General features: G+C 47.7%; 18 protein-coding genes. 13 read left to right on the top strand and 5 right to left on the bottom strand.

Annotated elements, in window-relative coordinates; all coding sequences use genetic code 11:
* The first annotated feature begins 13 nt into the window (after positions 1–13).
* On the top strand, positions 14–2221 hold the full coding sequence (locus tag ACJJIZ_RS15280) for an acetyl-CoA hydrolase/transferase C-terminal domain-containing protein (protein ID WP_444913996.1): 2208 nt from the start codon (positions 14–16) through the stop codon (positions 2219–2221).
* A 6-nt stretch (positions 2222–2227) separates the two neighbouring features.
* On the opposite strand, the gene pta is transcribed toward ACJJIZ_RS15280, so the two are convergent.
* The 3 genes from pta to ACJJIZ_RS15265 form a co-directional block, all read right to left on the bottom strand.
* Positions 2228–4402 (bottom strand): phosphate acetyltransferase, encoded by a 2175-nt coding sequence (pta, locus tag ACJJIZ_RS15275; protein WP_444913995.1) that lies wholly within the window; start codon positions 4400–4402, stop codon positions 2228–2230.
* A gap of 2 nt (positions 4403–4404) precedes the next feature.
* Positions 4405–5607 (bottom strand): acetate kinase, encoded by a 1203-nt coding sequence (locus ACJJIZ_RS15270; RefSeq protein ID WP_444913994.1) that lies wholly within the window; start codon positions 5605–5607, stop codon positions 4405–4407.
* A 235-nt stretch (positions 5608–5842) separates the two neighbouring features.
* On the bottom strand, positions 5843–7441 hold the full coding sequence (locus tag ACJJIZ_RS15265) for an isocitrate lyase (RefSeq protein ID WP_282932507.1): 1599 nt from the start codon (positions 7439–7441) through the stop codon (positions 5843–5845).
* Between the two features lie 114 nt (positions 7442–7555).
* Here ACJJIZ_RS15265 and ACJJIZ_RS15260 point away from each other — a divergent pair, with 114 nt between their 5' ends.
* From ACJJIZ_RS15260 to ACJJIZ_RS15205, 12 genes are all read left to right on the top strand, one after another.
* The gene (locus ACJJIZ_RS15260) at positions 7556–8491 is read left to right on the top strand and encodes a LysR family transcriptional regulator (protein ID WP_108733532.1); all 936 of its coding nucleotides are present in this window, start codon (positions 7556–7558) and stop codon (positions 8489–8491) included.
* Between the two features lie 176 nt (positions 8492–8667).
* Positions 8668–10842 (top strand): malate synthase G, encoded by a 2175-nt coding sequence (locus tag ACJJIZ_RS15255; protein WP_444913993.1) that lies wholly within the window; start codon positions 8668–8670, stop codon positions 10840–10842.
* Positions 10843–11096: 254 nt separating this feature from the next.
* Positions 11097–11633, top strand: a complete 537-nt coding sequence (locus ACJJIZ_RS15250; RefSeq protein ID WP_444913992.1) for a Rieske (2Fe-2S) protein — start codon at positions 11097–11099, stop codon at positions 11631–11633.
* 153 nt (positions 11634–11786) lie between these two features.
* On the top strand, positions 11787–12191 hold the full coding sequence (gene tnpA, locus ACJJIZ_RS15245) for an IS200/IS605 family transposase (protein ID WP_444913664.1): 405 nt from the start codon (positions 11787–11789) through the stop codon (positions 12189–12191).
* 283 nt (positions 12192–12474) lie between these two features.
* Positions 12475–13281, top strand: a complete 807-nt coding sequence (locus tag ACJJIZ_RS15240; RefSeq protein ID WP_444893660.1) for a right-handed parallel beta-helix repeat-containing protein — start codon at positions 12475–12477, stop codon at positions 13279–13281.
* A 323-nt stretch (positions 13282–13604) separates the two neighbouring features.
* On the top strand, positions 13605–15785 hold the full coding sequence (locus tag ACJJIZ_RS15235; protein WP_444913991.1) for an FUSC family protein: 2181 nt from the start codon (positions 13605–13607) through the stop codon (positions 15783–15785).
* A gap of 17 nt (positions 15786–15802) precedes the next feature.
* Complete coding sequence (locus tag ACJJIZ_RS15230; RefSeq protein WP_353057030.1) at positions 15803–16015, top strand: DUF1656 domain-containing protein; 213 nt, start codon at positions 15803–15805, stop codon at positions 16013–16015.
* Positions 16016–16056: 41 nt separating this feature from the next.
* Entirely contained in the window at positions 16057–17139 is a 1083-nt protein-coding gene (locus tag ACJJIZ_RS15225) for an HlyD family secretion protein (RefSeq protein ID WP_444893662.1), read from the top strand.
* Positions 17140–17179: 40 nt separating this feature from the next.
* Positions 17180–18640, top strand: coding sequence for an efflux transporter outer membrane subunit (locus ACJJIZ_RS15220; RefSeq protein WP_444913990.1), 1461 nt, complete (start codon positions 17180–17182; stop codon positions 18638–18640).
* A 172-nt stretch (positions 18641–18812) separates the two neighbouring features.
* Complete coding sequence (locus ACJJIZ_RS15215) at positions 18813–19814, top strand: aspartate/ornithine carbamoyltransferase family protein (protein WP_444913989.1); 1002 nt, start codon at positions 18813–18815, stop codon at positions 19812–19814.
* Between the two features lie 41 nt (positions 19815–19855).
* Positions 19856–21895: an asparagine synthase (glutamine-hydrolyzing) gene (gene asnB, locus ACJJIZ_RS15210; protein WP_444913988.1), complete on the top strand. Its 2040-nt coding sequence runs from the start codon at positions 19856–19858 to the stop codon at positions 21893–21895.
* Between the two features lie 535 nt (positions 21896–22430).
* Entirely contained in the window at positions 22431–22901 is a 471-nt protein-coding gene (locus tag ACJJIZ_RS15205) for a hypothetical protein (RefSeq protein WP_444894085.1), read from the top strand.
* A 609-nt stretch (positions 22902–23510) separates the two neighbouring features.
* Here the strand turns inward: ACJJIZ_RS15205 and ACJJIZ_RS15200 are convergent.
* Positions 23511–23960 (bottom strand): PaaI family thioesterase, encoded by a 450-nt coding sequence (locus ACJJIZ_RS15200; protein WP_444913987.1) that lies wholly within the window; start codon positions 23958–23960, stop codon positions 23511–23513.
* 24 nt (positions 23961–23984) lie between these two features.
* Positions 23985–24914, bottom strand: a complete 930-nt coding sequence (locus ACJJIZ_RS15195; protein WP_444913986.1) for a DMT family transporter — start codon at positions 24912–24914, stop codon at positions 23985–23987.
* Between the last annotated feature and the right edge of the window lie 62 nt (positions 24915–24976).

Genomic DNA, 24976 nt, shown 5'->3' with positions numbered 1-24976 from the left:
AAAGCTACCTCCGATGGAATCTGCGCACAAGAATTCTCCCGAGAACTTTACCAGTGCCGAGGAGTGTGTCGATAAGCTCTTAGAAGTTGTGGGCAAGAAAATTGTTCTGGCATTACCGCTGGGGCTTGGTAAGGCAAACCACTTCGCCAATACACTATACGCTCGAGCGGCAGAAGATCATACGATTTCACTGACCATATTTACGGCCCTGACGCTGGAGCGCCCCCATGGTGACAGCGACATTTCCCGGCGCTTTATCCAGCCACTCCTGGACTCCCATTACAGTCAATACCAAGATCTTGCCTATGTTCCCGCGAGAAGAAAGGGGCACCTGCCAGGTAATATTAAGGTTATTGAATTCTTTATGGAGCCCGGTTCTCTGCTCGGCAACAACTATGCGCAGCAACACTACGTAAGTGCAAATTATACCCAGGTACCCGGTGAGTTGATCAGTCGGGGGGTTAATGTTATTGCGCAAATGGTGGCGCCTTCAGAGTGTGGAGACAAGTACAGTTTAAGTTGCAACCCAGACCTGACACTGCCTGTTCTAAAACTGGCAGCTCAGCGCAAGGACTACCCCCTGTTTTTATTGGGTGAAGTAAATACACAGCTGCCCTATATCCATGGAAGCAGTGAGCTACCGGCCAGTGCTTTTGACTTTTTGCTGAAAGGCGAAACTTTTGATACGCCGCTGTTTGCGGCTCCGGCCCTGCCAGTAACCTTTACCGAATACAGCATCGCCTACCATATCGCCAGCCTGGTTGAAGATGGAGGAACCCTTCAAGTAGGTATCGGCGCCCTGGGAGATGCGGTTTGCCATGTACTGCGCTTGAGGCATAAGGAAAACGCCCTCTTTTGCCGGATTCTGGATGACTTGGTGGAAGAGGATGCTAAGCGCTACCGAGAGGAACTGCCTCTATGTACTGGCACCTTTAAGCGGGGCCTTTATGGGGCCAGTGAAATGGTGCCCCACGGTTTTCTCCATTTGCGCAGAGCGGGGGTTCTGACCCGCAAAGTCTACGCTGATGTGACAATTCAACATCTGCTCGATAGCGATCAGATTACTGATACTGTGCAGGAAGAAACGCTGCTTGCATTAAAGAATGCTGGCCGTATCAGTTGCCCTTTAACCGTGGCAGATACAGATTTTTTACAGCAGCTTGGCATTGTGGACCCCAGCTACAGTTGGCGGGGCCATAAGTTGCTGACTCCTGATGGTGAAGAAGAGGAGTGTGATCTTCACAGCGAACATGGGCGCCGCCGTCTAATTGGTAGTTGCCTGAATAAAAAGATCGCTGGGGGGATCTGGTTACATGGCGGCTTCTATCTGGGGCCGGAACTTATGTATCGAGAGTTGCGGGATCTAGACCCTAAGGAGGGTGCAGGTCTCGATATGATTGACATCAGTTTTACCAATGACCTCCAATCCCAAAGAGACCTAAAGCTGGCGCAGCGACAGCATGCGCGCTTTGTAAATTCGGCCATGATGGTGACTCTTGGGGGAGCGGTTGTCTCGGATGCCTTGGTGGATAACCACGTGGTGAGTGGGGTGGGAGGGCAATATAACTTTGTCGCCCAGGCTTGGGACTTGCCTGGGGCCCGATCCATTATTGCGCTCCCCAGTGTGCGAATGCGCGATGGTATCTGCGAGAGTAATATTGTGTGGGAATATCCTCACACGACCATTCCCCGGCATTTGCGCGATGTGGTTGTGACGGAATATGGCGCAGTCGATTTGCGTGGTAAAACAGACCGGGATGTAATGGTGGCCATGCTCAGTATCTGTGATACCCGCTTTCAAGCTGTATTGCTAGAGCAGGCCAAGCACGCGGGGAAGATAGAAAAAAGCTTTTCGATTCCCGAGAGTTTTAATAAAAACACACCTGAACACCTCGCCAGTGTATTCAATGACGAAAAATGCCTGGCGGAACTGCCTCACTATCCACTGGGTACCGATTTCTCTGATGAGGAAGCCCTGCTAGCGGTAGCCTTACAGCACTTGCGCTCCGCCGATAAAAGTTGGTGGAAAGTGTTGGCCAATATTTTTAAAGGTCGTCGGGTCTGGCACGATAAATCCTCAAGTGCCGACTATATCCAGCGCTGCTTACAGCGAATGGGGTACGATCATACAGAGACCTATGAGCACAGGCTGGAAGCCTATACCGTTGCGGCCGCGTTACAAGAGTATATCGACCAGCGCAGGCCCCTGCGCCGGGAGTAAATAAAATTAGTGAAGTTTGCCCTGGGCCTGGATGGCGGTGAGGGCAATGGTATACACAATATCATCCACGAGTGCGCCCCGTGATAGGTCGTTAACCGGCTTGCGCAACCCCTGTAACATTGGCCCAATACTCACTAAGTCAGCGCTGCGTTGAACCGCTTTGTAGGTAGTGTTGCCGGTATTTAGGTCGGGAAAGATAAAAACTGTGGCCCTGCCGGCCACGGGACTGTGCGGGGCTTTTTGGGCCGCGACATTGCGGATTAAGGCGGCGTCGTATTGAAGGGGGCCGTCAATAATTAGCTGCGGTCTCTTCTGTTTGGCCAGCTGGGTGGCCTCGCGGACTTTATCGACATCGCTGCCGCTGCCGGATGTGCCGGTGGAGTAACTGATCATTGCGACTCGGGGTTCTATACCAAATGCCGCTGCGGAATCTGCTGATTGAATGGCTATAGCGGCGAGTTGCTGTGCATCGGGATCGGGATTGATCGCGCAATCTCCGTAGACCAGTACCTGTTCAGGGAGCAGCATAAAAAATATCGAGGAAACCAGCTCTTCATCCGGGGCGGTTTTGATCAGTTGCAGGGCGGGCCGAATGGTATTGGCTGTTGTGTGAATAGCTCCGGACACCAGTCCATCCACTTCACCCAATGCCAACATCATGGTTCCGAGAACCACATTATCCTGTAGCTGCTCAAGTGCCACTACTTGAGTAAGTCCCTTGTTTTTACGCAGGGCAACCATGGGCTCCACATAGTGTGCCCTCACCGCCTTGGGATCGACAATTTCCAACTTTTTATTGAGCTTTAACCCCTGCTGCTCAGCAATTTTGAAAATATCTTTTTCTTCGCCCAGTAAAACCGGGTGTGCAATCTCTCTCTCCAGGCAGAGCTGGGCGGCGCGAATGGTGCGGGGTTCGGTTCCTTCGGGTAGGACAATCCGCATAGTGCGGCGCCGGGCCAGTTCCGTGAGGTGGTAGCGGAATGCCGGGGGTGAAAGGCGTTTGGGGATTTCACTTTGTTGGCTCAGTGATTCCACCCACTCCTCATCCAGGCGACTGGCGAAAAATTCCTGCACCCGGTCCACGCGATTTCTGTCATCTGATGGGGTGCGCAAATTAAAAGTCTGCAGTGACATCACCGTGTGCCAGGTATTGGAAGGCACCAGTAAAATGGGTAGGCCTGTTTCCATGGCCGGGGTGCACAGTTTCAAAATGGCTTTGTCCAAATGGTAGCCGCCGGTTAATAGCAGGCATCCAATTTTGACTCCATTCATCACGGCCAAACATGCGCCCACAACCACATCGGGCCTATCGGCAGAAGTTACCAGCATGGCCCCGGGCTTAAATCTTCTCAACATATTGGGCAGTGAGCGGGAGCAGAAAGTGACGGTATGCAACCTGCGAGTTTCCAGCTCCCCTTTATTGAGTACCTTTGCATTAAAGTGCCGCGCCAGGTCGAGTGCACGGGGGGAAAGCAGTTCTGCATTCCAGGGAATAAAACCGACAATACGCAGTGGAATCTGCTTTGAAAGTATCTCAGGGGTCAGGCTAGGGGGGCTTTCTTTGCTAGATTCCAGTTGTGAATGCAGTCCAATTAAATGAGCTCCGGGAGTATCCATAATTTCCGCGGGCAGACCCACTTTATTGATGATGCAGCCCACTACGCGCTTTGCATCCTCGCCGCCATAAAGACGAACGGCAAATTCCAGTCTCTCGCGAAGTTGCTTGACTGAATCGCTGGCACCGGGAGATGGGCAGGCGACGAGTACCACTTCCGCATCAAGGGTTTTGGCAATTTGATAATTCAGTTGGTTAGTCACGGGGTTGTCGCGGCTGGGTAGCACGCCTTCGATCACGTTAACCTCAGCCTTCGCCGAGATTCGTCTGAAACGGGCGAGAATCTCTTCCAGTAAATCCGCCATTTTTCCGGTAGATACCATCGAGTCCGCATATTCGGCACTCAGTGAGCTGGGGATGGCTAGGTTGGATGTTTGTCGCAAGATTTCAGTGGTGCGCTCTATAGTGCCGTCTGGTGGCGGGGGCTCGGCGACGGGCTTAAAAAATTGAAGCTCAATACTTTTTCGGTCTAGCGCCCGAATTAAACCCAGGCTTACAGAGGTGATGCCGGCTCCCGCTTCCAGAGGAACCAGCATTAGGGTTCTGGCATTGCTGTGTCGCAGCATGTTTAAGACTGCACCAAGCGCGATGTATCCCGAGCAATAATCCAGTCTTCCTTAGTGGGGATTACCAGGATGTTGGGAGTTTCCTGCGCAGAGATTAAGCCCTCTACTTGCGACTTGGTTTTCTGATTGGCTTCGGGGTTGAGCTGGTAGCCTAAGGGTTTGAGCCATTCGATGGTCCGGCTTCGCACCCCGGAGGAGTTCTCCCCGATACCGCCTGTGAATACCAAAGCATCGACGCTACCCAAGGGGATGATGTAAGCAGCAATATATTTGGCCAGGCGGTAACAGAATATTTCCAGGGCGAGTTTGGCTCCCTGATGATCTTTCTCGGCAGCTTGCTCCAGTGCGCGGCAATCACTGCTCAGGGTGGATATGCCCAACATACCGCTTTCTCTATTTAGTAGCTGCTCTAGTGAGGCTTGGGTATATCCCAGCGCTTGCTGTAAGTAGAGGAGTATTCCCGGGTCCAGATCGCCGCAGCGACTCCCCATTACCAGTCCTTCAAGAGGTGTAAGCCCCATGCTCGTATCAACACTGCGCCCCTGTTTGATGGCGCAAATAGAGGCGCCGCCACCGAGGTGGGCAGCAATGATATTGAGTTCAGTCGTCTGTTTTCCCATTAGCTCGGCGCACCGTTGGCTAACGTACTGATAGCTACTGCCATGCATACCATAGCGGCGGATCTTGTGCTCTTCGTACAGTGGGTAGGGGAGCCCGTATAGATACGCATACTTCGGCATTTGCTGATGAAAGGCGGTATCAAAAACGGCGACTTGGGGGAGTTGGGGGAATGCATCGAGGGCGGCGTAGATCCCCTTGAGAGCAGCGGGGTTATGCAAAGGGGCCAAATCACAGCACTCTTCGATACAGGCCATCACCTTCTGATTGATCAGAACGGAGCTGGAGAAATGTTCGCCGCCATGGACAACTCGGTGACCTATTGCTTTTAACCCGTCCTGTAACTCTGACCAGGCCTGGTCAAACTGTGTTACCAGCTCATTAATTACCGCCGCGTGATCGCTATCCAGCGCGAGCCTATGGGAGTCTTCTGTTCCTTGATAGTGCCACTTCAGTTTGGCTTTGGGGGTGCCAAGGGCTTCCGCGATACCGGCAAGATGTTCTGCACCCGAATCTGGGTCCAGCACGGAAAACTTCACTGACGAGCTGCCGCAATTGAATATCAGAATTAAATTTTGATCGCTCATGATGCGCGAATTTCAACGAGGGTGCTTTAAGGCTAGCCGAGGAGTTGTCTTTGCGAGGGAAAGAACCGGGGTAGTTCAGTTTCGAAATAAAAAAGGGCCGCAGTAGCGGCCCAAGTAATAAAAATTGCAGAGATCAAAGCGTAGGCAAACTTGCGGTGCTTTGAGATGAACCCAATGGGTTCAAAAAAAGAGGCGGCAAGTGCCGCCTCAAATTTACTGAAACCGTACCGGTCGATTAACCGAACTGGTTCATGGTGTTGTCTTTACCACCAGCCTTCAGGGCAGCGTCACCAGCAAAGTATTCTTTGTGGTCGTCGCCGATGTCGGAACCAGCCATGTTCTGGTGCTTAACACAGGCGATGCTCTGGCGGATCTCTTTGCGCTGTACGCCTTTCACATAGCCCAGCATACCTTGCTCACCGAAGTACTCTTTGGCCAGGTTGTCGGTAGACAGGGCCGCAGTGTGGTAAGTCGGCAGAGTGATCAGGTGGTGGAAGATACCAGCTTCGCGAGCCGCGTCGGCCTGGAAGGTACGGATCTTCTCGTCGGCCGCTGCAGACAGCTCAGAGTCGTCGTACTCGGCGCTCATCAGGTTGGCGCGGTCGTATGCGGATACGTCTTTACCTTCTTCGGACCAAGCATCGAATACCTGCTGACGGAAGTTCAGGGTCCAGTTGAAGGACGGGCTGTTGTTGTAAACCAGCTTCGCATCGGGAACGACTTTGCGGATTTCGTCCATCATGCCGCCGATCTGGCGAACGTGAGGCTTCTCGGTTTCGATCCAGATCAGGTCTGCACCGTTCTGCAAAGAGGTGATGCTGTCCAGGATGCAGCGCGCTTCGCCAGTGCCCTTGCGGAACTGGAACAGGTTGGAAGCCAGACGCTTAGGACGCAGCAGCTTGCCTTCGCGGTTGATGATTACGTCGCCGTTGGCCAGCTCGGAAGCATCGATTTCTTCGCAATCCAGGAAGGAGTTGTACTGGTCACCCAGGTCACCCGGCTTATTGGTTACAGCGATTTGCTTGGTCAGGCCAGCGCCCAGGGAGTCGGTACGGGCAACGATAACGCCGTTGTCTACGCCCAGTTCCAGGAACGCGTAGCGAACTGCGCGGATCTTGGCCAGGAAGTCTTCGTGAGGAACGGTTACTTTACCGTCCTGGTGACCACACTGCTTCTCGTCAGAAACCTGGTTTTCGATTTGGATACAGCAAGCACCCGCTTCGATCATTTTCTTGGCCAGCAGGTAAGTTGCTTCGGCGTTACCAAAACCTGCATCGATGTCGGCGATGATCGGTACAATGTGAGTCTTGTGGTTGTCGATCTTGTCCTGGGCAGCTTTCTCAGCTTCTTTATCGCCAGCTTCGCGAGCGGCGTCCACTTCGCGGAACAGGTCGTTCAGTTCGCGGGCATCAGCCTGGCGCAGGAAGGTGTAGAGCTCTTCGATCAGAGCAGCTACGGAAGTTTTTTCGTGCATGGACTGGTCGGGCAGAGGACCGAATTCGCTGCGCAGAGCGGCAACCATCCAGCCGGACAGGTACAGGTAGCGGCGGTCAGTGTTGCCTTCGAAGTGCTTCTTAATAGAAATCATCTTCTGCTGACCGATGAAACCGTGCCAGCAACCCAGGGACTGGGTGTACTTGGACGTGTCCTTGTCGTAGTTTTCCATGTCGGCGCGCATGATATCAGCGGTGTACTTGGCGATATCCAGGCCGTGCTTGAATTTGTTCTGGGCACGCATACGGGCAACAGATTCGGGATCGATGGCGTCCCAGGAGCTGCCATGACTTTCACGGAGCTTTGCTACCGCGTCGATGTCTTGAGTGTAAGTGGACATGACTGTAAATCCTTAAACGGTGACTGCGATTAGGTGTTGAGTATCTTAGGAGGAGTGGCATAATTTGCCTAATTTATTGATTTTATTTTCACTATCGATTTGGCGAATAGATGTATGCAACTGGAAAGAGCTGACCTGAACCTGCTGGTTTACCTCGATGTGCTGCTGCGCGAACGCAATGTGACCCGTGCAGCCAATTACCTGGGGCTGTCCCAGCCGGCCATGAGTAATGGCCTGAAGCGCCTGCGGGAACTGTTTGACGATCCGTTGCTGGTGCGCACCCGTGAGGGCATGATGCCCACGGAAAGGGCTTTGGAATTGCAGCCGATGGTGCGCGAAGCACTCTCTTCCATTGATCGGGTTATCCAGCCAAATCGGGATTTTGACCCCGCCAATACCCGCCGCACTTTCCGCATCATGGCCAGTGACTACGCCGAGTCCACTTTGATTCCGCCGCTGCTAAAGCAACTGCGGGATGACGCCCCGGGTATCAGCTTGGATATCATGACGCCCAGTGATGTGAGCTTTGTGGATGTAGAGCAGGGCAAGGTGGATATGGTGATCAACCGCTTTGACAGTATGCCGCAGAGCTTTCACCAGGCCACCGTATGGCGCGATAGCTTCTCCTGTGTGATGCGCGCCGATAACCCGATACTCCGGGATTACAATCTGCAGAGTTATCTGGAAGCCCAGCATATCTGGGTGAGCAAGACCGGTATGGGGGTGGGTGTCGGGGTTAACCCGGAAGATGTACAGCGCTTGGGCTGGGTGGATGAGGCCATAGGTCGTTTGGGGGAGAAGCGGGATATCTCCGTTTTCACCCGTCACTACCAGGTAGCTATGCTGCTGGCTGAACAGAGCGATCTAATCGTAACGGTGCCCACTCGCTTGGCCCAATTGGCCAGTGATAATCCCCGTGTGGTGAGGCGTGATCCGCCCCTGGATATTCCCAACTTGGAGTTAAAAATGGCTTGGAGCCCGCTGTTGCAGCAGAGCGCCCCGCACCGCTGGCTGCGCCGTTTAATTCTCGATATTGGCCGCGCTTTGTAACGATGTTGCCGGTGGGCGCTGTGTCTGCGCGGTTCTGTCCGGGCAAACACACATCAACTGCTTTGTCATAAAAATTCGATCTATGAATAGTGGGAATTGTGTCTATAAATTAGCGGTATGTGGAAATGGCTGTTTAGAATGCCGCTATTCCAACAATCTGATGAGAGGCCCTGGGTATGACGGAACGAGTCCAAATCGGCGATCTGCAAATCGCACCAGAACTTTACAACCTGGTTTGCGAGGAGGTGATTCCAGGAACTGGAGTTAGCGCCGAAGCTTTCTGGGCCAAATTGGAATCTATTGTCCACGATCTGGCTCCGGTAAACCGCGCCTTGCTGGAAAAACGCGATGAACTGCAGGAGACCCTGGATCGCTGGCACACGGACAACCCTGAAGGTTTCCGCGATCTGGAAGGCTACCAGACTTTCCTGCGAGAGATCGGCTACCTCGCCGACGAGCCTGCTGAATTCAGCGCAACTACCGAAAATGTCGATGAAGAGATCGCCATCCTGGCGGGACCTCAGCTGGTAGTGCCGGTAATGAATGCACGCTATGCGCTCAATGCGGCAAACGCGCGCTGGGGCAGCCTTTACGACGCACTGTACGGTACAGATGTGATCAGTGAAGAGGGTGGCGCGGAAAAAAGTACGGAATACAACCCGGTTCGCGGCGCTAAAGTGATCGAATATGCACGCAACTTCCTCGATCAGTCTGCCCCGCTTACCTGTGGCAGTCACGCTGAGGCGGTGCAATACCGCATCAATGGCTCGCTGCTGGAAGTGGTACAGGCTAATGGCGACATCGCCACCTTGAAAGATGCCAAGCAGTTTGTTGGTTATTTGGGTGACAGCGAAGAGCCTTCCAGCATCCTGCTGAAGCAGCACGGTTTGCACTTTGAGATCCAGGTGGATCGCGAGAGCCCCATCGGCAAAACCGATGATGCCGGTGTTAAAGATGTGCTAATGGAATCCGCGCTGACCACCATTATGGATTGCGAGGATTCGGTAGCGGCTGTCGATGCTGAAGATAAGGTAGTGGTTTACCGCAACTGGCTCGGTCTGATGAAAGGCGACCTGAAGGAAACCATTAGCAAAGGCGGTAAGTCCTTTGAGCGCAAGCTCAATGCAGATCGTGAGTACACCTCCCCGAACGGCAACCAGGTTACCTTACCGGGGCGCAGCCTGATGTTTGTGCGCAACGTCGGCCACCTGATGACCAACGATGCAGTGCTGTTCGGCGATGGCCAGGAAATCCCCGAAGGGATTCTCGACGGCATGATCACCAGCTTGATCGCTTTGCATGACCTCCGTGGTGAGAGCCCGATCAAGAATTCCCGTGAAGGCAGCATCTATATCGTAAAACCGAAGATGCACGGCCCAGAGGAAGTGGCTTTCGCCAATACTCTGTTTAACCGAATCGAAGATGCGCTCGATCTGCCCCGTTACACAGTAAAAATGGGCATTATGGACGAAGAGCGTCGCACCACTGTGAACCTCAAAGCCTGTATTGCCGAAGCGAAAGAGCGTGTAGTCTTTATTAATACTGGCTTCCTCGATCGCACCGGTGACGAGATCCATACTTCCATGCTTGCGGGCCCCATGATTCGCAAGGGTGATATGAAGCAATCCACATGGATTAACGCCTACGAAGAATGGAATGTGGATGTTGGCCTGAACAGTGGCCTGAAGGGCAGAGCGCAAATTGGTAAAGGCATGTGGCCAATTCCAGACCAGATGTCAGCCATGATGCACGCTAAGTTGGCCCACCCAATGGCCGGTGCCAATACGGCGTGGGTACCGTCGCCCACGGCTGCTACCTTGCACGCCTTGCACTACCACAAAGTGGATGTGAATCGCCGCCAGGAAGAGATTCAACATCGCCATCACGCTAAGCTGGAAGATATTTTAACGGTTCCGGTAGCGGCTGAAACTAACTGGAGTGCTAAAGATATCCAGCTTGAGTTGGACAACAATGCCCAAGGTATTCTCGGCTATGTAGTACGCTGGGTAGAGCAGGGCGTGGGTTGCTCCAAGGTGCCGGATATCAATGATGTCGGCCTGATGGAAGACCGTGCAACCCTGAGAATTTCCTCTCAGCATATCGCCAACTGGCTCAAGCACGGTATCGTTAGCGAAAAGCAAGTGCGTGAAACCATGGAGCGTATGGCTGCTGTGGTAGACCGCCAGAATGCCGGCGACTTCAATTATAACGATATGGCACCGAACTTTGATAAGAGCGTTGCCTTCCAGGCTGCTTGTGAGCTGGTATTCGAAGGTTGTGCCCAGCCGAATGGTTATACCGAGCCGGTTCTGCACCGCCGTAGACGCGAGTTTAAAGCTCTAAATGCATAATTGCTGAGCTTGTTGAGTTCGAGAAGGCTCCATTTGGGGCCTTTTTTTATTTTGGGGTATCTGCATCAGCTATTAATCGGTTTTAGCTCTGTTACCCTGCGCTAATCCAGATTGTCGCAGGTAATTTTGTTAGTTCTCTCCTGACTCTTAAGTTGTATTATGGGGCTTCGGCTTGCGTAACTTGCCACCTTTAATGTTCATTATTGAGCTGGGTGGCTGAGGCAAAATTAGGTAGTGCATCTTAGGGAATTGCGATGAGCAAAAGGAAAATTCTTGTTCGGTGTGTCTGGGGGTTGGTTTGTGTCGGCTTACTATTTTCTTTATACCCCTTTGTTGAAAGCTTGAAACCATCTGCTGCAACGGATGGGCCTTTGACTGTTAGTGTTTATTCAATCCCTAAAGGCAAGATGCAAATCTATGAATATGAGGGTAGGCCTTTAGCAATTTATCGGCCTACAGAAGAATATTTGAAGGAGCTTGTTGCTAATAATAAATTGACAACTGGTCCCTACTATAGTGAAGGGAGTATTCCAGACTTTTTTGTTTATTATCCGCTGAGTACCCATAAAGGGTGTTTTCTACACGATTCTTCAGGATTTGCGGGAGATATATCGTTGCAAGGTTTATTTGACCCTTGTCATATGGGGTTTTGGGATTATTCGGGCAGATTTATTAAAGGAATCAATATGCCTGACGGGGTTCAGCTAAAGAATCTGGAGGTGGAAGGCAGTTATCGATGGGAAAGCGACGGTGTTATACGGTTTCCTAAAAAGCAAATCGTGATTAACTAAGTTTTTAATCTGGATATGCTCTTTGGTTGTATGTTAATTAACAGTTAGGTAAACCACCGCCTCTGGCGGTGAGACTTGACAGGGCTCTGCCGTTCCGGCGTGCAGAGTAAAAATATGGCCTCCATGAACCGGCAAGTTCTATAAGGGGGCCATATGCGAGATTGGCAGTGCCAAGCTTACGTGAAACATTATTGCAGGTACCACGTGGTGTTTGTGCCCAAGTATCGAAAGAAAGCGTTATTTGGGACATTAAGGCGGGAGATTGGAGCAATATGTCGAGACTTATGTCGTCAAAAGGGCATTGAGTTGGTCGAGGAGTACGCAATGAAGGATCACATCCATATGTTGTTAATGATTCTTCCGAAGTTCAGTGTTTCCAATACGATTGGGTTTCTGAAAGGGAAATCTGCGATCCAGATATTTCGGAAGTACAAGCATGTACAGAGAAATTTCACAGGAAGACACTTTTGGGCTCGGGGCTACTGTGTGAGTACATCAAAAATCAAGAGGTTGAAGAGCGCCGCCAAGAGCAGATGCGACTGGCAGGGTTGTAACTAGCCCCCTCTGGGGGCTTTCACCATACCACCCGCTATGCGGGTGGTTGCTGATTAATAGGCTGGGTTAGTTTTTAGGTTTGTATATAAGGGCGATTGTCGATGCATTGTCATTGATTTTATGATTTTAGTCATAAGATATATCTCTATCGTTTAAGTTAGAATGAGAAGATATTCTTATGGCAAGCTACTTTTTGGAGTCCGACACTGAAGCTTAATTTTAACTTCACGTCGAGGCTCCAGCTATGTCTAATTCTCCGAATAAGCGATATTTGGCGGGGCTGATAATGTTGATTTCGGCTTTTTCCTCCTATGCAATAGCAGATGTTCAATGTGGAGATACGATTACTGACTCGCAGGCGCTCACTGACCCGCTATCTTGCAGTGAAGACCCAGCAATTACCATTGAGGGTCCTGATGGCAATCTCGCAATGTCTGGTGACGGCGCAATTGAATGCACAACTGATGGGGTTGGGGTACTTATGCTGGGGACCTCAGGAGTTGTGACGGGTGGAGTTATCAGTAATTGTGAAACCGGATTGGAATTGGCGGGGAGCGGCCTACATAAAGTAATCAGCGTAACCGTCGAGGAATCCAGTGGTGCAGGCATTTTGGCGGAAACTGATAGTAATCTTATCCGACAGAATACCCTGTTAAATACCACTAATGTCCAGGCTTCGGGTGTTGTACTGGAGGGAGTGGCGAATGTTGCGATTGGAAATAGTGTCTCAGGGTTTTTCGAAAATGGAATAGGTGTCTTTGGTTTCTTTTCCTATATTGGAAACAACTATTTAGAGGGCAATGGGGTAGCCATAAACTTAGGGGCAAGAATAATTGACGGGCAGACTGTAGGTGCTTCTTTTTGTGTTATAGCCAGTAATGTTGTTGAGAATAACGAAGTTTTAGGGATTGCTATTGATGGTCCCTATGTAATCCCAAATATGGATAATGTGGTTAGTGGGAATACTGTGACTGGCAGTGGTTTTGACGACCTTTTGGATGACAATGAAGCTTCGGATTGTAGCTCTGGCACCAATGTTTGGTCTGGCAACACTGCAAATACTTCATTTCCCTCATGCCTTAAGGATTTATAATTATTGTATTTAAAGTTGTGGGGCGAAGATGGGGGAAGGATTGGTCTTCAGGATTGCGATAAGAGAGCTTGGAAGATATACCTAATCATTTTGGTATTTTAGGCGTTTATTTTTATTAGCTGCAGCATTTGTATTTCGTGCCAATGGGAGGATTGTTAGGCCTCGGAACGTTTTAGCTAAGCCCCCAGGTCTTGGATTTCTCTACCTCTTTATATGCCATACTCCCTTTTGGTTATCCAGTTTGTATATAGGGTAGATAAATGTTGCTGTGCCAAAGATCAAAATGGTGAAGCAATAGCATGTAGAAATGGCCGGAGAAAGCTTTGCAGTTGTCTCGCAATATTAAAGAGTCGATTAAGCTAGCAACAGCTTTAGTAATCGTTTATGCCATCGCTTTAGGCCTGAATTGGGAAAAACCTTTTTGGGGTGGATTTGCTGTTATTGTTTGCAGTCAGGCAAATCTTGGGCAGTCGCTAAATCGAGCTATTTTGTGGATTTTAGGGACGCTATTTGCCTTGCTAGCTGGCTGGTTAATCGTCGCGTTATTTCCACAGGATCGCTGGTTGTTTATGATCGCCCTATCTATTTGGGTGTCTATCTGTGTCTATTTTTTACAGAGATCGAACTACCAGTACTTTTGGCTTACAAGTGGTTATGTCATCTTTTTATTGTGGGATGTGACCGGTGGTGACTTTTCTATCTCCTACAAGGCTGGGGTATTACGTATTCAGGAGTCCCTGCTCGGAATAATTGTCTACGGATTGGTAGCCGTTTTGATCTGGCCTAACTGTAGTCGTGGTGAGTTAAGAAGAGCATCTTTGGATTTATTGAGAGAACATCGTCGATTTGCGGACAATTGTTTTTCCCGGGTTAGAAGTGGCGAGAAAATAAAGATTAGGCGTAAAAAGCGTGTTGCTCTTTTAGAGCTTGATACGCGCTTACAAACAGCTATTGGCGATGCGAGTTCAGATAGTTATGAGGTGTGGGAATGTCGAAAGCAGTGGGGTCACTTTGGTCAATCTGCGACAGCCGTCACGCAATCCCTCTTGAAGTTGGAAGAAAGCTTAGCCCTCTCTGGTGATCTGGGTATATCGAAATACCTTATTGGTGTCGACGAATACATGCCCGACATTGAGGGACGTCTCGCGCAAGTGGAAAGCGCCCTTTCAGGGGAAAGGCCTGTAGATAGTGCCAATGGGAGAGTGGTTCGAGGAAATATTGAAGAAGTAAAGAGGTTGTCAACCTTTGAAACCGCTGCTTTAGCCGTTACTAGAAAATCCTTAAATGACTTGGAGGTTGAAACCCGATCTCTAATTGATTCAGTAAATGATATACAAACACGGGGTGACTCCTATTCGAGACAGGTAAGTAGTGATGGCATAGGCTGGCTTGGAGCTTTGATGCCCGACCCGGACAGGTTGACTAATATTGTCCGTGTTCAGATGGGAATGTGGATCGCTTATCTGGCATATCTTTTTATCCCTGACATGATTGGTGGGTTGCTGGTTATATTACTGATAACGGTAATAGGTATTCTCGCCTCAATGACCCCCAAAATTCAATTGTTTGAAACCTGTGTTTTCACGATTTTAGTGTGCATATTGTCGGCACCTATATATTTCTTTCTAATGCCGAAATTGCACGGATTTTATTCGTTGGCTGTCGTGATTTTTGCATGGACGTTTGTAGTAAGCTTTTCCTCAAATAAGGTCTTTGGGCCCCAGTCGATGATTCGAACCCTGGTTCTTATCTTTCCCCAGATTATTTTTAATTTTAACAACTCCCAAGAGTATAGTTTTGTGGTTTACACAAATTATCTATTTGTGTTGGCAATAATTTTTTGTATTTTGGCCGTTTCAAGAAATATTCCCTTCACTGCCCACCCAGAAATAAACCTGAAGAGAAGTATTGATAGAATTCTCAATAGCGCCGCATGGCTAGTGGTGGAGGGAGATATTCCGAAAAAGAAGAGGAGGTCATTGTTTTTCCGGTTATATATATTGTACCACCTGAATATTATTATGATCTCAAGGAAGAGAGTGTTCTATTGGGTGGAGGGTATTTCTGATAAAAAAATGCGGGGTATGACCAGAAGCCAGATGCAAAGCCTTATAGGTTTGGCTATGTTGATATCCAACCAGGTTAAACTGTTATATAAGATAGATAAGAAAAAAATCAATTTTGTGGCTCCTAAAAGATTACTTCGCGAGGCATTTATATGGAGGCGGCTTGCAAGCAAAATACTTATCTATTTTTCTGGTGGCAACCAAAAGGTTGATATTGAATCCCTGCGAAGAGGTTATAGGAGGATATTTGAAAGGGCAAATATTGATGTCGGTGAGTTGATGGAGCTAAGGGAGTGTAGTGAAAAATCCAGAGAGGGTGTAACAAACTTTCTTTATTTCTTGGGTGTTACCCACTGCATCAATAACTATCTGGTAGAGTTTCGTCGCATTTCAGAAACTGTGGATTGGAAGGCTTTCTGTGAGGAAAGGTGTCTTTAATGTCTGTAGGGTTTTAAATGGAAAGAGTACCGCACGATATATCAATAGGCAGTTTCTATCTATCACCAATATTGGTGATAGCTTTGTTTGGTGTTGTTGCGGCCTTGTTAACCGCTAGGCTCTTGGATCGGTATCGTTTATCCCGATATTTTGCCAATCCACCGGTTGTTATTATCTCCCTCAGTGTAATTTATTCAATTTTTATAGGAAGGATATTCTTGGGAATATAGTAGTGGCTAGGTATAGAAAATATATTTTTACTGGAACAATAGTGCTTGTAGCACTGCTGTTACTTATTATCCAGTTCTGGAGATATCTCAATAATCCCTGGACCAGGGATGGAAAAGTGCAGGCGGACATTATTCAAGTGACTCCCAGGGTAACTGGACAGGTAGTTGAGTTGCCTATTAAGAATAATCAGTTTATTAAAGCAGGGGAACTACTGTTTCAGATTGATCCGAGAATATATGAAGCAGCCTTGGAAGAGGCCAAGGCAGAGTACGAGGAAGCTCTCGATACATACCGAGCGCAAAACAAGAATGTTCTCGCTTATGAGGCTAGGATTAGGGAGTCAATAGCAAATATTGATCTGGCAAAAAGTAATATCGGCGCGCTTGATGCGGAAATTGCAAGAACCAAAGCTGAATATGATCGGCAGAGAGAACTGCTACCCCAGAGAGCGACATCAGTAAGGGCATTGCAAGCGGCTCAGGCTGAGTATGAATCCACAATTGAGTATCGAGCGGGTGCAGAAGCCAGCTTGGTGGAATCTATGGCTGCTTTGGAGCAATCCCAAGCGGAGCTGGAGCAGGTTAGAGCACAATTGGGAGCGCTTGGAGCCGATAACCCGGGCGTTCGTGCGGCTTTTGCGCTGCTGGAGCAGGCGCGGCTTAATCTCGAATACACAACAGTTGTTGCTCCGGTTACTGGTTATGTTACCAATATAGATTTTCGTTACGGTGATCAGGCTGTCGCCAACCAACCTGCACTTTCTGTAGTTGATATAAGCACTTTTCGCATTGATGGTTTTTTTCGCGAAACTTTTGTTCGTCGGATCGCTCCGGGGGATAAAGCGTTTATGAAGTTGATGGCTTATCCTCATCTAGAATTGGAAGGATATGTTGAAAGTATTGGCTGGGGTATTGCCCGCAAAGATGGAACTGCAGGTAATGACTTATTGCCAATGGTAGATCCCACATTTGACTGGATTCGCCTTGCACAGCGTATTCCTGTCAGGATTCATCTGACAGAAGTCCCCGAATCTGTGAAGCTTCGTGTTGGATTTACCAGCTCAGTGCTAGTAATGAGCAATTCTGCGGGCACCGAGCAAGATGAACCGGTGCAATCTCAATAGTTTCAGGAAAGGGTTAATACGGAGCCTACAGGGGTGTCTGTTGGCATTGCTGCTCATCTTCGGCAGTAGTTGTATGCTGGGGCCAGATTACCATCCCCCGCCGGTAGAGGTCGAAAGTGAGTGGATCTATCAAACCAGCTCAAAACTGGATACCTTGGAAGCCGTTAACCCATTGTGGTGGCAGTGGGCATTTTCAGATGTGACGCTGGACGAATTAGTCTCACTTGCGATTGAGAATAACCTGGAGCTGCGTTCTGCGGCTCTCAGGGCTCTCCAGGCCCAGCAACAGCTAGCTATTGCAATAGGTAACCAGTATCCCCAAACACAGCAGCTTGAGGGACTTATTGATCGTTCAAAGTATGTTCGATCGGGGATCACTGGCAATCTGCAGACTGAATATTACCCGAACTTTAATTTAACCTGGGAGTTAGATACCTGGGGGCAGTTAAGAAGGCTGGTTAATTCGGCCGCAGCAGATTTTGAAGCCAGCATAGCTGACTATGATGGTGTGCTGGTTTCTATTATTGCCCAGGTGGCGCAAACCTATATCAATATTCGCACAACGAAACGCAGGCTAGAAGTTGCCAGGGAAAACATTCGCGTACAACGTGAGGGTTTAAGGATCGCGAGAGTCAAATTTCGTGCAGGAGAGGTCAGTGCACTGGATGCGGAGCAAGCGCAGGCTTTGCTCAGTAACACAGAAGCCAGCGTGCCGGGACTGGAGATAAGCTTACAGCAGTTTGAAAATGCCCTGGCAGTCCTTCTGGGAATACCTCCTAATAGTTTGAGGTACATAGTCTCTTTTCCCTCATCCATACCTATGATTCCCAAAGTCGTTACTGTTGGTATGCCCCAGGATCTATTAAGGCAGCGACCCGATATTCGTGCAGCAGAGCGACGGCTGGCAGCTCAAGGTGAGTTAATAGGCGTTGCGAGGGCGGAACTCTATCCAAATTTTAGTATCGGTGGGGAGATAGGGGCTATCGATATCAATGGCGGCCAACTTAATGGCAGCAGTAGTGCCTGGGATCTTTTTATTGAATTTGATTGGAATCTCTTTAACTACGGAAGACTTCGGAGCAATGTCAGGCTACAGGATGCGATTTTTCAGCAGTTGGTGTCTGACTATCAGCAAATTGTACTGTTAGCACAAGCTGATGTGGAGAACGCTATTGTCGCTTATATAAAATCTCAAAGGCAATTAGTTCACTATGAGGTGGCTGCCCAGGCCTCCCAGAGATCTGTCGATATTTCCCTGTCTCAATATACCAATGGTCAGGTTGAATTTGATACTGTGATAACTACTCTGGTATCAGATGTTCAACAGCAGGATATTTTGGCGGTAGCGCGAGGCGCCGTGGCAGCGAATCTGGTGCAGGTATATCTATCGCTCGGAGGTGGATGGCAGATACAGCAGGGAATTCCACCATTTCAACTTCTTCCGGAAGACATTCAGCGGGAAATGCTAGAAAGAACACCCTATTGGAACAAGGTTCAATAAAATTGGTTGAAGCTTCTTAGTTTGATGGTGGTACTAGATATATGAATTTAAGTAACCGTATTGTAAGTGCTTTATCTACACACAGATCATTCAAGCGATAATTGTCCCGTCAAATTCTATTTAGGTTTTGGTTATGGTGACTAGCGCTCCGTTCGACAAAGATACAAGTCTGATGGCAAAAGCTCTGGTAGAGGCTATACCGGAGCAGGGTAGATACTTAAAGTCCCTAACTGGTAAAAGTCTTATATCGAGCAGTCAGCTTAATAGAGATGGAATATTGCAATTACTCAGACTTGCTGCTCGCTGTGAGCTGGATAACAGAAAGTTCTCATGTCATTTAAATAATAAAATCTTAATCAGCGCATTCTTTGAGTCGAGCACCAGGACGAGGCTATCTTTTGAAAGCGCCTGGCTGCGACTTGGAGGGAGTACTGTTTCAATTACAGATAAGGGAACAACACGTATTGGTGTCGGAGAGAGCTTAAGAGACGTTGCAGAGATGGTAAGTAATTATGGTGACTGTGTTGTTTTAAGGGATTCTTCTGAAGATTCAGTAAAAATTATGTCCAATAATTTAAGTATACCAATTATCAATGCTGGCAATGGGGTAGATGAACACCCCACACAATCCCTTATCGATCTATATGCACTTCTAAAGTGGAATCCCAATATTCTATCAGGAAAAGGACGAAAATTCTCCATTGGTTTAATTGGTGCGCCAGCCCGAATGCGAGCGGCGAGAAGTCTGTTGATAATGATGAGCTATTTTCCTGATTTTTTCTCAGAGGTTTTTGTGATTTGTGATGAGGAAGAACAAGAACCGTTTCGGCAAGCTCAATTATCAATGCTTCAGGAAAAAGGTCTAAAAATAAGGTTAACGGATAAGGTGGGAGATATTCTTCCTAGACTCGATGTGGTCTATATGAATGCTATATCCCTAAAAACGGCGGGGCATCGAGATTTTGGGTCTGAATATTTTATAGATAATAATTCTCCTTTGAAAAAACAAACCATTGTGCTGCACCCTTTACCCCGAATGGCGGAGCTTGATAGTGATCTGGATGATACCTCCCATAATTGGTATTTTATACAGGCAAAAGGTGGTGTATACGTCAGGATGGCCCTGGCAATGGCTATTTGTGGTCGTCCTGGTGAGATTGTAGATATTGCCTAGCCTCTCCAGTTTCGAAATGATCCCAATAAAGGGTGTCGTCTATGTGCGGAATAGCTGGAATTCTTCATAGTGCGCGTACAATGCCTGTGGATGGTCAACTCCTTCTGAATATGGCTGCTATCCAGTTCCACCGTGGCCCGGATGGTGTAGGTTTCACAAACCCTCCAGGTCTAGGGTTTGGGATGAGTCATGTGCGTTTATCGATCAATGACCTGAATGAAGAGCGTGCTTCTCAGCCTTATGTATCAGAAGATGGTCGCTACTATTTGGTTCATAATGGTGAAATCTATGATTATCAGCGAATAAGAGCCAGACTGAGGGCCTCTGGAGTTTCTTTTTTAAGTAAAAGCGATTCCGAAATTATCTTACATCTTATTGCAGAGTTAGGTCTTATTCGGGCTATTAAACATCTTCGAGGAGAATTTGCATTTGCCGTTTACGATCAAATGGAGGACTGCCTCTACTTGGTTAGAGATCGGTTTGGAGTGAAGCCACTTTATTGGGCAAGAATCAAAAAAGGTTTAGTATTTGGTTCTGAAATTAAAAGTTTGTTTGCCCACCCTGATGTCTACAGAAGACTGACAGCGCATGGAGTGTATCACCAGCTCATTCAGGTATCGATTCCTGGAACAACCGCTTTTGAAGGGGTTTTCCAGGTTGAACCTGGGTGCATTACAAAAGTTAAGCGAGACAACACTGAACTGGCTGTTACTCAACATAAATATTGGGATATCGATTTTTTGGTTTCAGATGAGTATGCTCGTGACAAGCCTGATGAGTATTATACTGAGGGTCTGCGGGAACAAATTATAGACTCTGTGTCTTTGAGGCTTCAAGCTGATGTCCCAGTAACCTATTATCTTTCAGGTGGTGTTGATTCGGGTAGTTTGCTTGGGGTAGGGCAGTCGTTTTCGCAGCAGGATCTCACCGCCTTTACGATAGCGTTTGAAAATCCGGATTACGATGAATCTCATATCGCAAAAGAAGCCGCGAGTGAGATTGGTGTCAATCAATTCATAGTAAAGGTAACTGATGAAGAAATATATGAAAATTATTCAGAAACCATCTGGCATACCGAAAGGACCTTTTACAATACATTATCAGTAGCTAAATTTTTGCTCAGTAAAGCTGTAAGGTCTAATGGCTACAAGGTTGCAATAACTGGGGAAGGGGCAGATGAGCTATTTTCTGGGTATCCTGCATTTAAAAAAGATTTTTACTTGTATGGCACATCTGAAACTGAGTTGAACAAACGAAGAACCTGGCAGCAACATCTAGAAAGGAGCAATAGCTTATTTAAGGGAGCTATGTTGCCAATTGATAGTTATCGATCAGAGGGAATGGATCGGATTTTAGGATTCACCCCTACATGCTTGCAATCTTGGTTAAGCTGTCATCATCAAGCAGTAAAACTGCTTAACAGAGAGTGGCGTAAAGAAATATCTGGTTATGATGCTGGGAAGGCAATTGTTGATACGCTAGATTTATCACAGCTTGAAGGTAGACATCCGCTGGATGTTGCTCAGTATGTTTGGATTAAAACTATGTTTGAGACCCAGATATTGGGCTGGGTAAGTGATCGAGTGGATATGGCACACTCCATTGAAACCCGTCCGGCCTTTCTCGATCATCACTTGACTGCGTTTGCTATACAAATCCCACCATCGGTCAGGATTAGCGGAACTACAGAAAAGTATGTTCTTCGCGAAGCGATGAAGGGAGTTCTTCCGGATGTTCTATATAAAAAGCAAAAGTTTGCATTCATGGCTCCTCCGGTAGAGACCGTTACCGGAGCTTGGACTTGGGTGCAACGAGTTATTGAGAAATTTCTCAGCCCAAAGGAGGTTAATTTAGCTGGATTGCTGCGATACTCGGAAATAGATACTTTAATTGAAGAGTATAAGTTACCGGCCCTACATCGATCAAAAAAGGTTCAATTGGATGCCATGCTCAATCATATCTTGGGAGTGCAAATATTATATAAGCGTTTTATTGAGGCTGATCTGCCATTGTTGGCGCAAGAAAAATCTTCTCTTCTTGGTTGGAGTTTAGATCGTATGGATAAGTATCGTAAAAGTTAGAGGATATTAGTTGTGAGGTAAATCTCACTACTAACGCAGTATTTTATTATTCAGGATATCCATAGATAAGAGTAGGGGGCGAGATGAGGCACAAGTATCTCCCTTGGCGACTGGTGCCGTGGCAGCGAATCTGGTGCAGGTATATCTATCGCTCGGAGGTGGATGGCAGATACAACAGGTACTTTCTGCACACAAGAAAAACTTGAATTGATAGTGTAGATATCTATCAATATTTTCATAGTATTAGGGAAAATAAAAATTTGTATATGTATTGGTCGGTGAAGAAAACCTTCCTCTACCTAAGTTGCATATCTAACAATTCATAGAGCCTCGTGGTCAGATTAATAATTGCACACTGATCCGGGCGTTTCTAAGGAATACTGAGCGACTCGTAGTGTCAACGATATCTTAAGGGATGGAAATGACCAGAACAATTAAGGATGGAGCTAATTTGATGACTATTGCAGCACAAATTGGGATGAGAATAGAGAATTCTGGTGGTCCCTATGTTATGACGTATAAAGGCAATTAACTTATGAAATATTCTTTGTTTTTAATGGCAATGTTGGTTTTGATTGGGCCAGTTTATGCAGAAGATAAGGAGTTTCGAGATTTGATAACCTCACATGAAAACAATCTCGCTTTTATGTACGACCTGCTTGAAAAAGGAATAGATCCAAATAGAGAGGCTCAGTTATACACTAACTTACTGGTTGGTTGGGTTACTTTTTCATCGGTTGCTGTTAAATACAACATTAAATCAGATATGCTAACACCTCGCAGAGTGTGCGAAATGGCTCAGCTGATGGATGTGACGTATCCAAAGTTATTGAATTCCCCCAAAGGCGTATATCCGATACAAATGGTTTCTTACGCACATAAATCCGCTATTTCTGCGATGAAGTTGATCGCTTTAGAATACCGAATCGATTGCGAGGAGTACTTCAAAGCAAAAAAAAATTTTAAAGGACGATTGGGAGATCTTAAAGAGCATGGAGATTCTTGATTGGGCTTTAATTCGAATAACGTGCAAAAAAGGGAAATTTAAGAGAAATAGAAGCACAGAGAGAGCTTCGTTTGGCTGGTGATGTTGAGCGTTACTACAAAGCACGAGCTGCTGCCGCCTATGCAGCCAGAGTGTTAATGCTGTACAAAATGAGTATGGATGTTGTTCAGCGGAGGAGCTAGACAAAAGTGTAATGGCTTTAGCTAATTTTGGCTTACATGGAAGGGCTCTTATTAACGTTGTTGAAGTTTCTGCACGGGATGCACAGCTGCGGTTAATGAATGCCCATTCAGGCTTTACTGCTAACGACAATTAAAGTGTCCAAGGTCTTCTTAATCCTCGACAAATTGCAGTGTATCACCATCAGGTTTTTGGGCAGCTGGGATAGGTTACGCCTTCAACTATAGCAATTGGAGCTCCCTGTAGAACAGAGGCCTGATTGGGGCAAAATCTACCTACTGAACGATAGCCTGAAATAGATCACCATTCATTGCTTTAGCCGCACAGGCCGTAAAAGCCGCTGTAAATATCGGTGACGCTGAAGAATAGAGTTAAATCAAGAAGAGAGTGGTGTGAAATTAGATTTGATCGCAACAATGCTTTCAATACCTACTCAGAAACTTCGAAAGCGTTTTCATCAATCAGCTCACCATCCAATGTTTCACTGCCACCACGATAGCGCATGGTCATTTGGCCGGTAGCAATTAAAGTTCCTTCACTGTCGTATACCTCTGTATATGAATAGAATATCTTTCGTCCAGTACTCGTTAGCTTACCTATCGCAGTGAGTTGATTAGTCTTGGCCTGACCGGTGAAATTTGCTGTTAAAGACAGTGTAAAGGCTCTACGACGGCGGTTGGGGTGGGGGCAGTAGAGGCCGCAGTAAGAGCCAGCGATATCGATTAATGTTGTAATAAAACCACCGTGGGGTACACCGTGGGTATTCAGGTGTTCCGGTTGTACTTCTACGCTGATTGCAACATGGCCTTCCTGCCAATTTTCTATGGTTATACCTAGATGGTCATTGAACGGGGGTTGTTTCTTGTTCTGCCAATTCATCCAATTTCACCTTAGAAAGTAAGTTTATGATGGGTCGCTACAATTTGTTTTCTGAGTTGAAAGGTAGACTGTGAGCAATCCTGCACTGATAACGATCAGCGTCCCCACCAGTGCAATAGTATTAGGTAAGTGCTGCCAAATGAGCCAACCTAGAAGTCCGGCAATAACCACACCAAAGTAACTGATTGGCGACACCACACTGGGTTTTGCATAGCTATATGCTTTGGTGTACAGCCAGATAGCCAAGAGTACAGAGACACCGTTAAAAAAAAGATAGGGGAGTGTCCATAAAGGTATTGTTTCCCAATAATAGATACCCAGGGGCAGGCTGCACGCGAACGAGATTAATACGTAGTAAAACAATATAAGGCTGGGCCGGTCGGTACGGGACAAAATTCGTGTTCCGACCATAGAGGCAGCCAGGGTAAGCCCTGAAATCAGGCCGAAGGCATGGCCGCTACTAATACCGTCCACGTTGGGTTGAAGAATCAAGGTGATCCCCAGTAAGCCCAGTAAGATTGGTAGCCAGTGGGCTATGGGGATTTTTGCTCGAGACCAAAGCCAGGCAATAAGGGGAACAAAAATGGGAGCTGCATTACGCAATAGTCCCGCTTCCATTAGTGAAATTTTGCTTAGGGCAGAAAAATATGTGAAAAAGCATAACCACCCAGCAAAACCGCGTATTAGGTGGGTTCTCCAGTGTTGGGTGGTAAGGTGTCGAGGTGTTTGTCGCACTAGCCATGGGGTTAGCAGTATCAGGCAGATACTGTATTGGCTGAGTGTAATTAATGGCACGGGGACAGCGGTAGACACCCATTTGCTGGCTGCGGCCGCTGTACTTGCTACCAGCGCGGTAGCCAATGCAAAACCAATGCCCTTCCAGTTTTGGATATCCGTTCGGAGTGGCTGACTTGGTGGGGATTGTACTTCGACTAAGGCATCAGGCCTACTCATGGTGACACAACTTCTTTATTTGGCTGCAGCGGGTAAAGTGGGAAGCCAGTAGTCATGCTGAC

The sequence above is a fragment of the Microbulbifer maximicatervae (SeqCode) genome, from assembly GCF_052467225.1.
This window is presented reverse-complemented; position numbering and strand designations above follow the sequence as displayed.

What these genes read in the sequence shown, in the direction of transcription:
- ACJJIZ_RS15280 (WP_444913996.1), top strand. Translation starts at nt 14, where the DNA reads ATGGAATCTGCGCACAAGAATTCTCCCGAGAACTTTACCAGTGCCGAG.
- pta (WP_444913995.1), bottom strand. Translation starts at nt 4,402, where the DNA reads ATGCTGCGACACAGCAATGCCAGAACCCTAATGCTGGTTCCTCTGGAA.
- ACJJIZ_RS15270 (WP_444913994.1), bottom strand. Translation starts at nt 5,607, where the DNA reads ATGAGCGATCAAAATTTAATTCTGATATTCAATTGCGGCAGCTCGTCA.
- ACJJIZ_RS15265 (WP_282932507.1), bottom strand. Translation starts at nt 7,441, where the DNA reads ATGTCCACTTACACTCAAGACATCGACGCGGTAGCAAAGCTCCGTGAA.
- ACJJIZ_RS15260 (WP_108733532.1), top strand. Translation starts at nt 7,556, where the DNA reads ATGCAACTGGAAAGAGCTGACCTGAACCTGCTGGTTTACCTCGATGTG.
- ACJJIZ_RS15255 (WP_444913993.1), top strand. Translation starts at nt 8,668, where the DNA reads ATGACGGAACGAGTCCAAATCGGCGATCTGCAAATCGCACCAGAACTT.
- ACJJIZ_RS15250 (WP_444913992.1), top strand. Translation starts at nt 11,097, where the DNA reads ATGAGCAAAAGGAAAATTCTTGTTCGGTGTGTCTGGGGGTTGGTTTGT.
- tnpA (WP_444913664.1), top strand. Translation starts at nt 11,787, where the DNA reads ATGCGAGATTGGCAGTGCCAAGCTTACGTGAAACATTATTGCAGGTAC.
- ACJJIZ_RS15240 (WP_444893660.1), top strand. Translation starts at nt 12,475, where the DNA reads ATGTTGATTTCGGCTTTTTCCTCCTATGCAATAGCAGATGTTCAATGT.
- ACJJIZ_RS15230 (WP_353057030.1), top strand. Translation starts at nt 15,803, where the DNA reads ATGGAAAGAGTACCGCACGATATATCAATAGGCAGTTTCTATCTATCA.
- ACJJIZ_RS15215 (WP_444913989.1), top strand. Translation starts at nt 18,813, where the DNA reads ATGGCAAAAGCTCTGGTAGAGGCTATACCGGAGCAGGGTAGATACTTA.
- asnB (WP_444913988.1), top strand. Translation starts at nt 19,856, where the DNA reads ATGTGCGGAATAGCTGGAATTCTTCATAGTGCGCGTACAATGCCTGTG.
- ACJJIZ_RS15205 (WP_444894085.1), top strand. Translation starts at nt 22,431, where the DNA reads ATGAAATATTCTTTGTTTTTAATGGCAATGTTGGTTTTGATTGGGCCA.
- ACJJIZ_RS15200 (WP_444913987.1), bottom strand. Translation starts at nt 23,960, where the DNA reads ATGAATTGGCAGAACAAGAAACAACCCCCGTTCAATGACCATCTAGGT.
- ACJJIZ_RS15195 (WP_444913986.1), bottom strand. Translation starts at nt 24,914, where the DNA reads ATGAGTAGGCCTGATGCCTTAGTCGAAGTACAATCCCCACCAAGTCAG.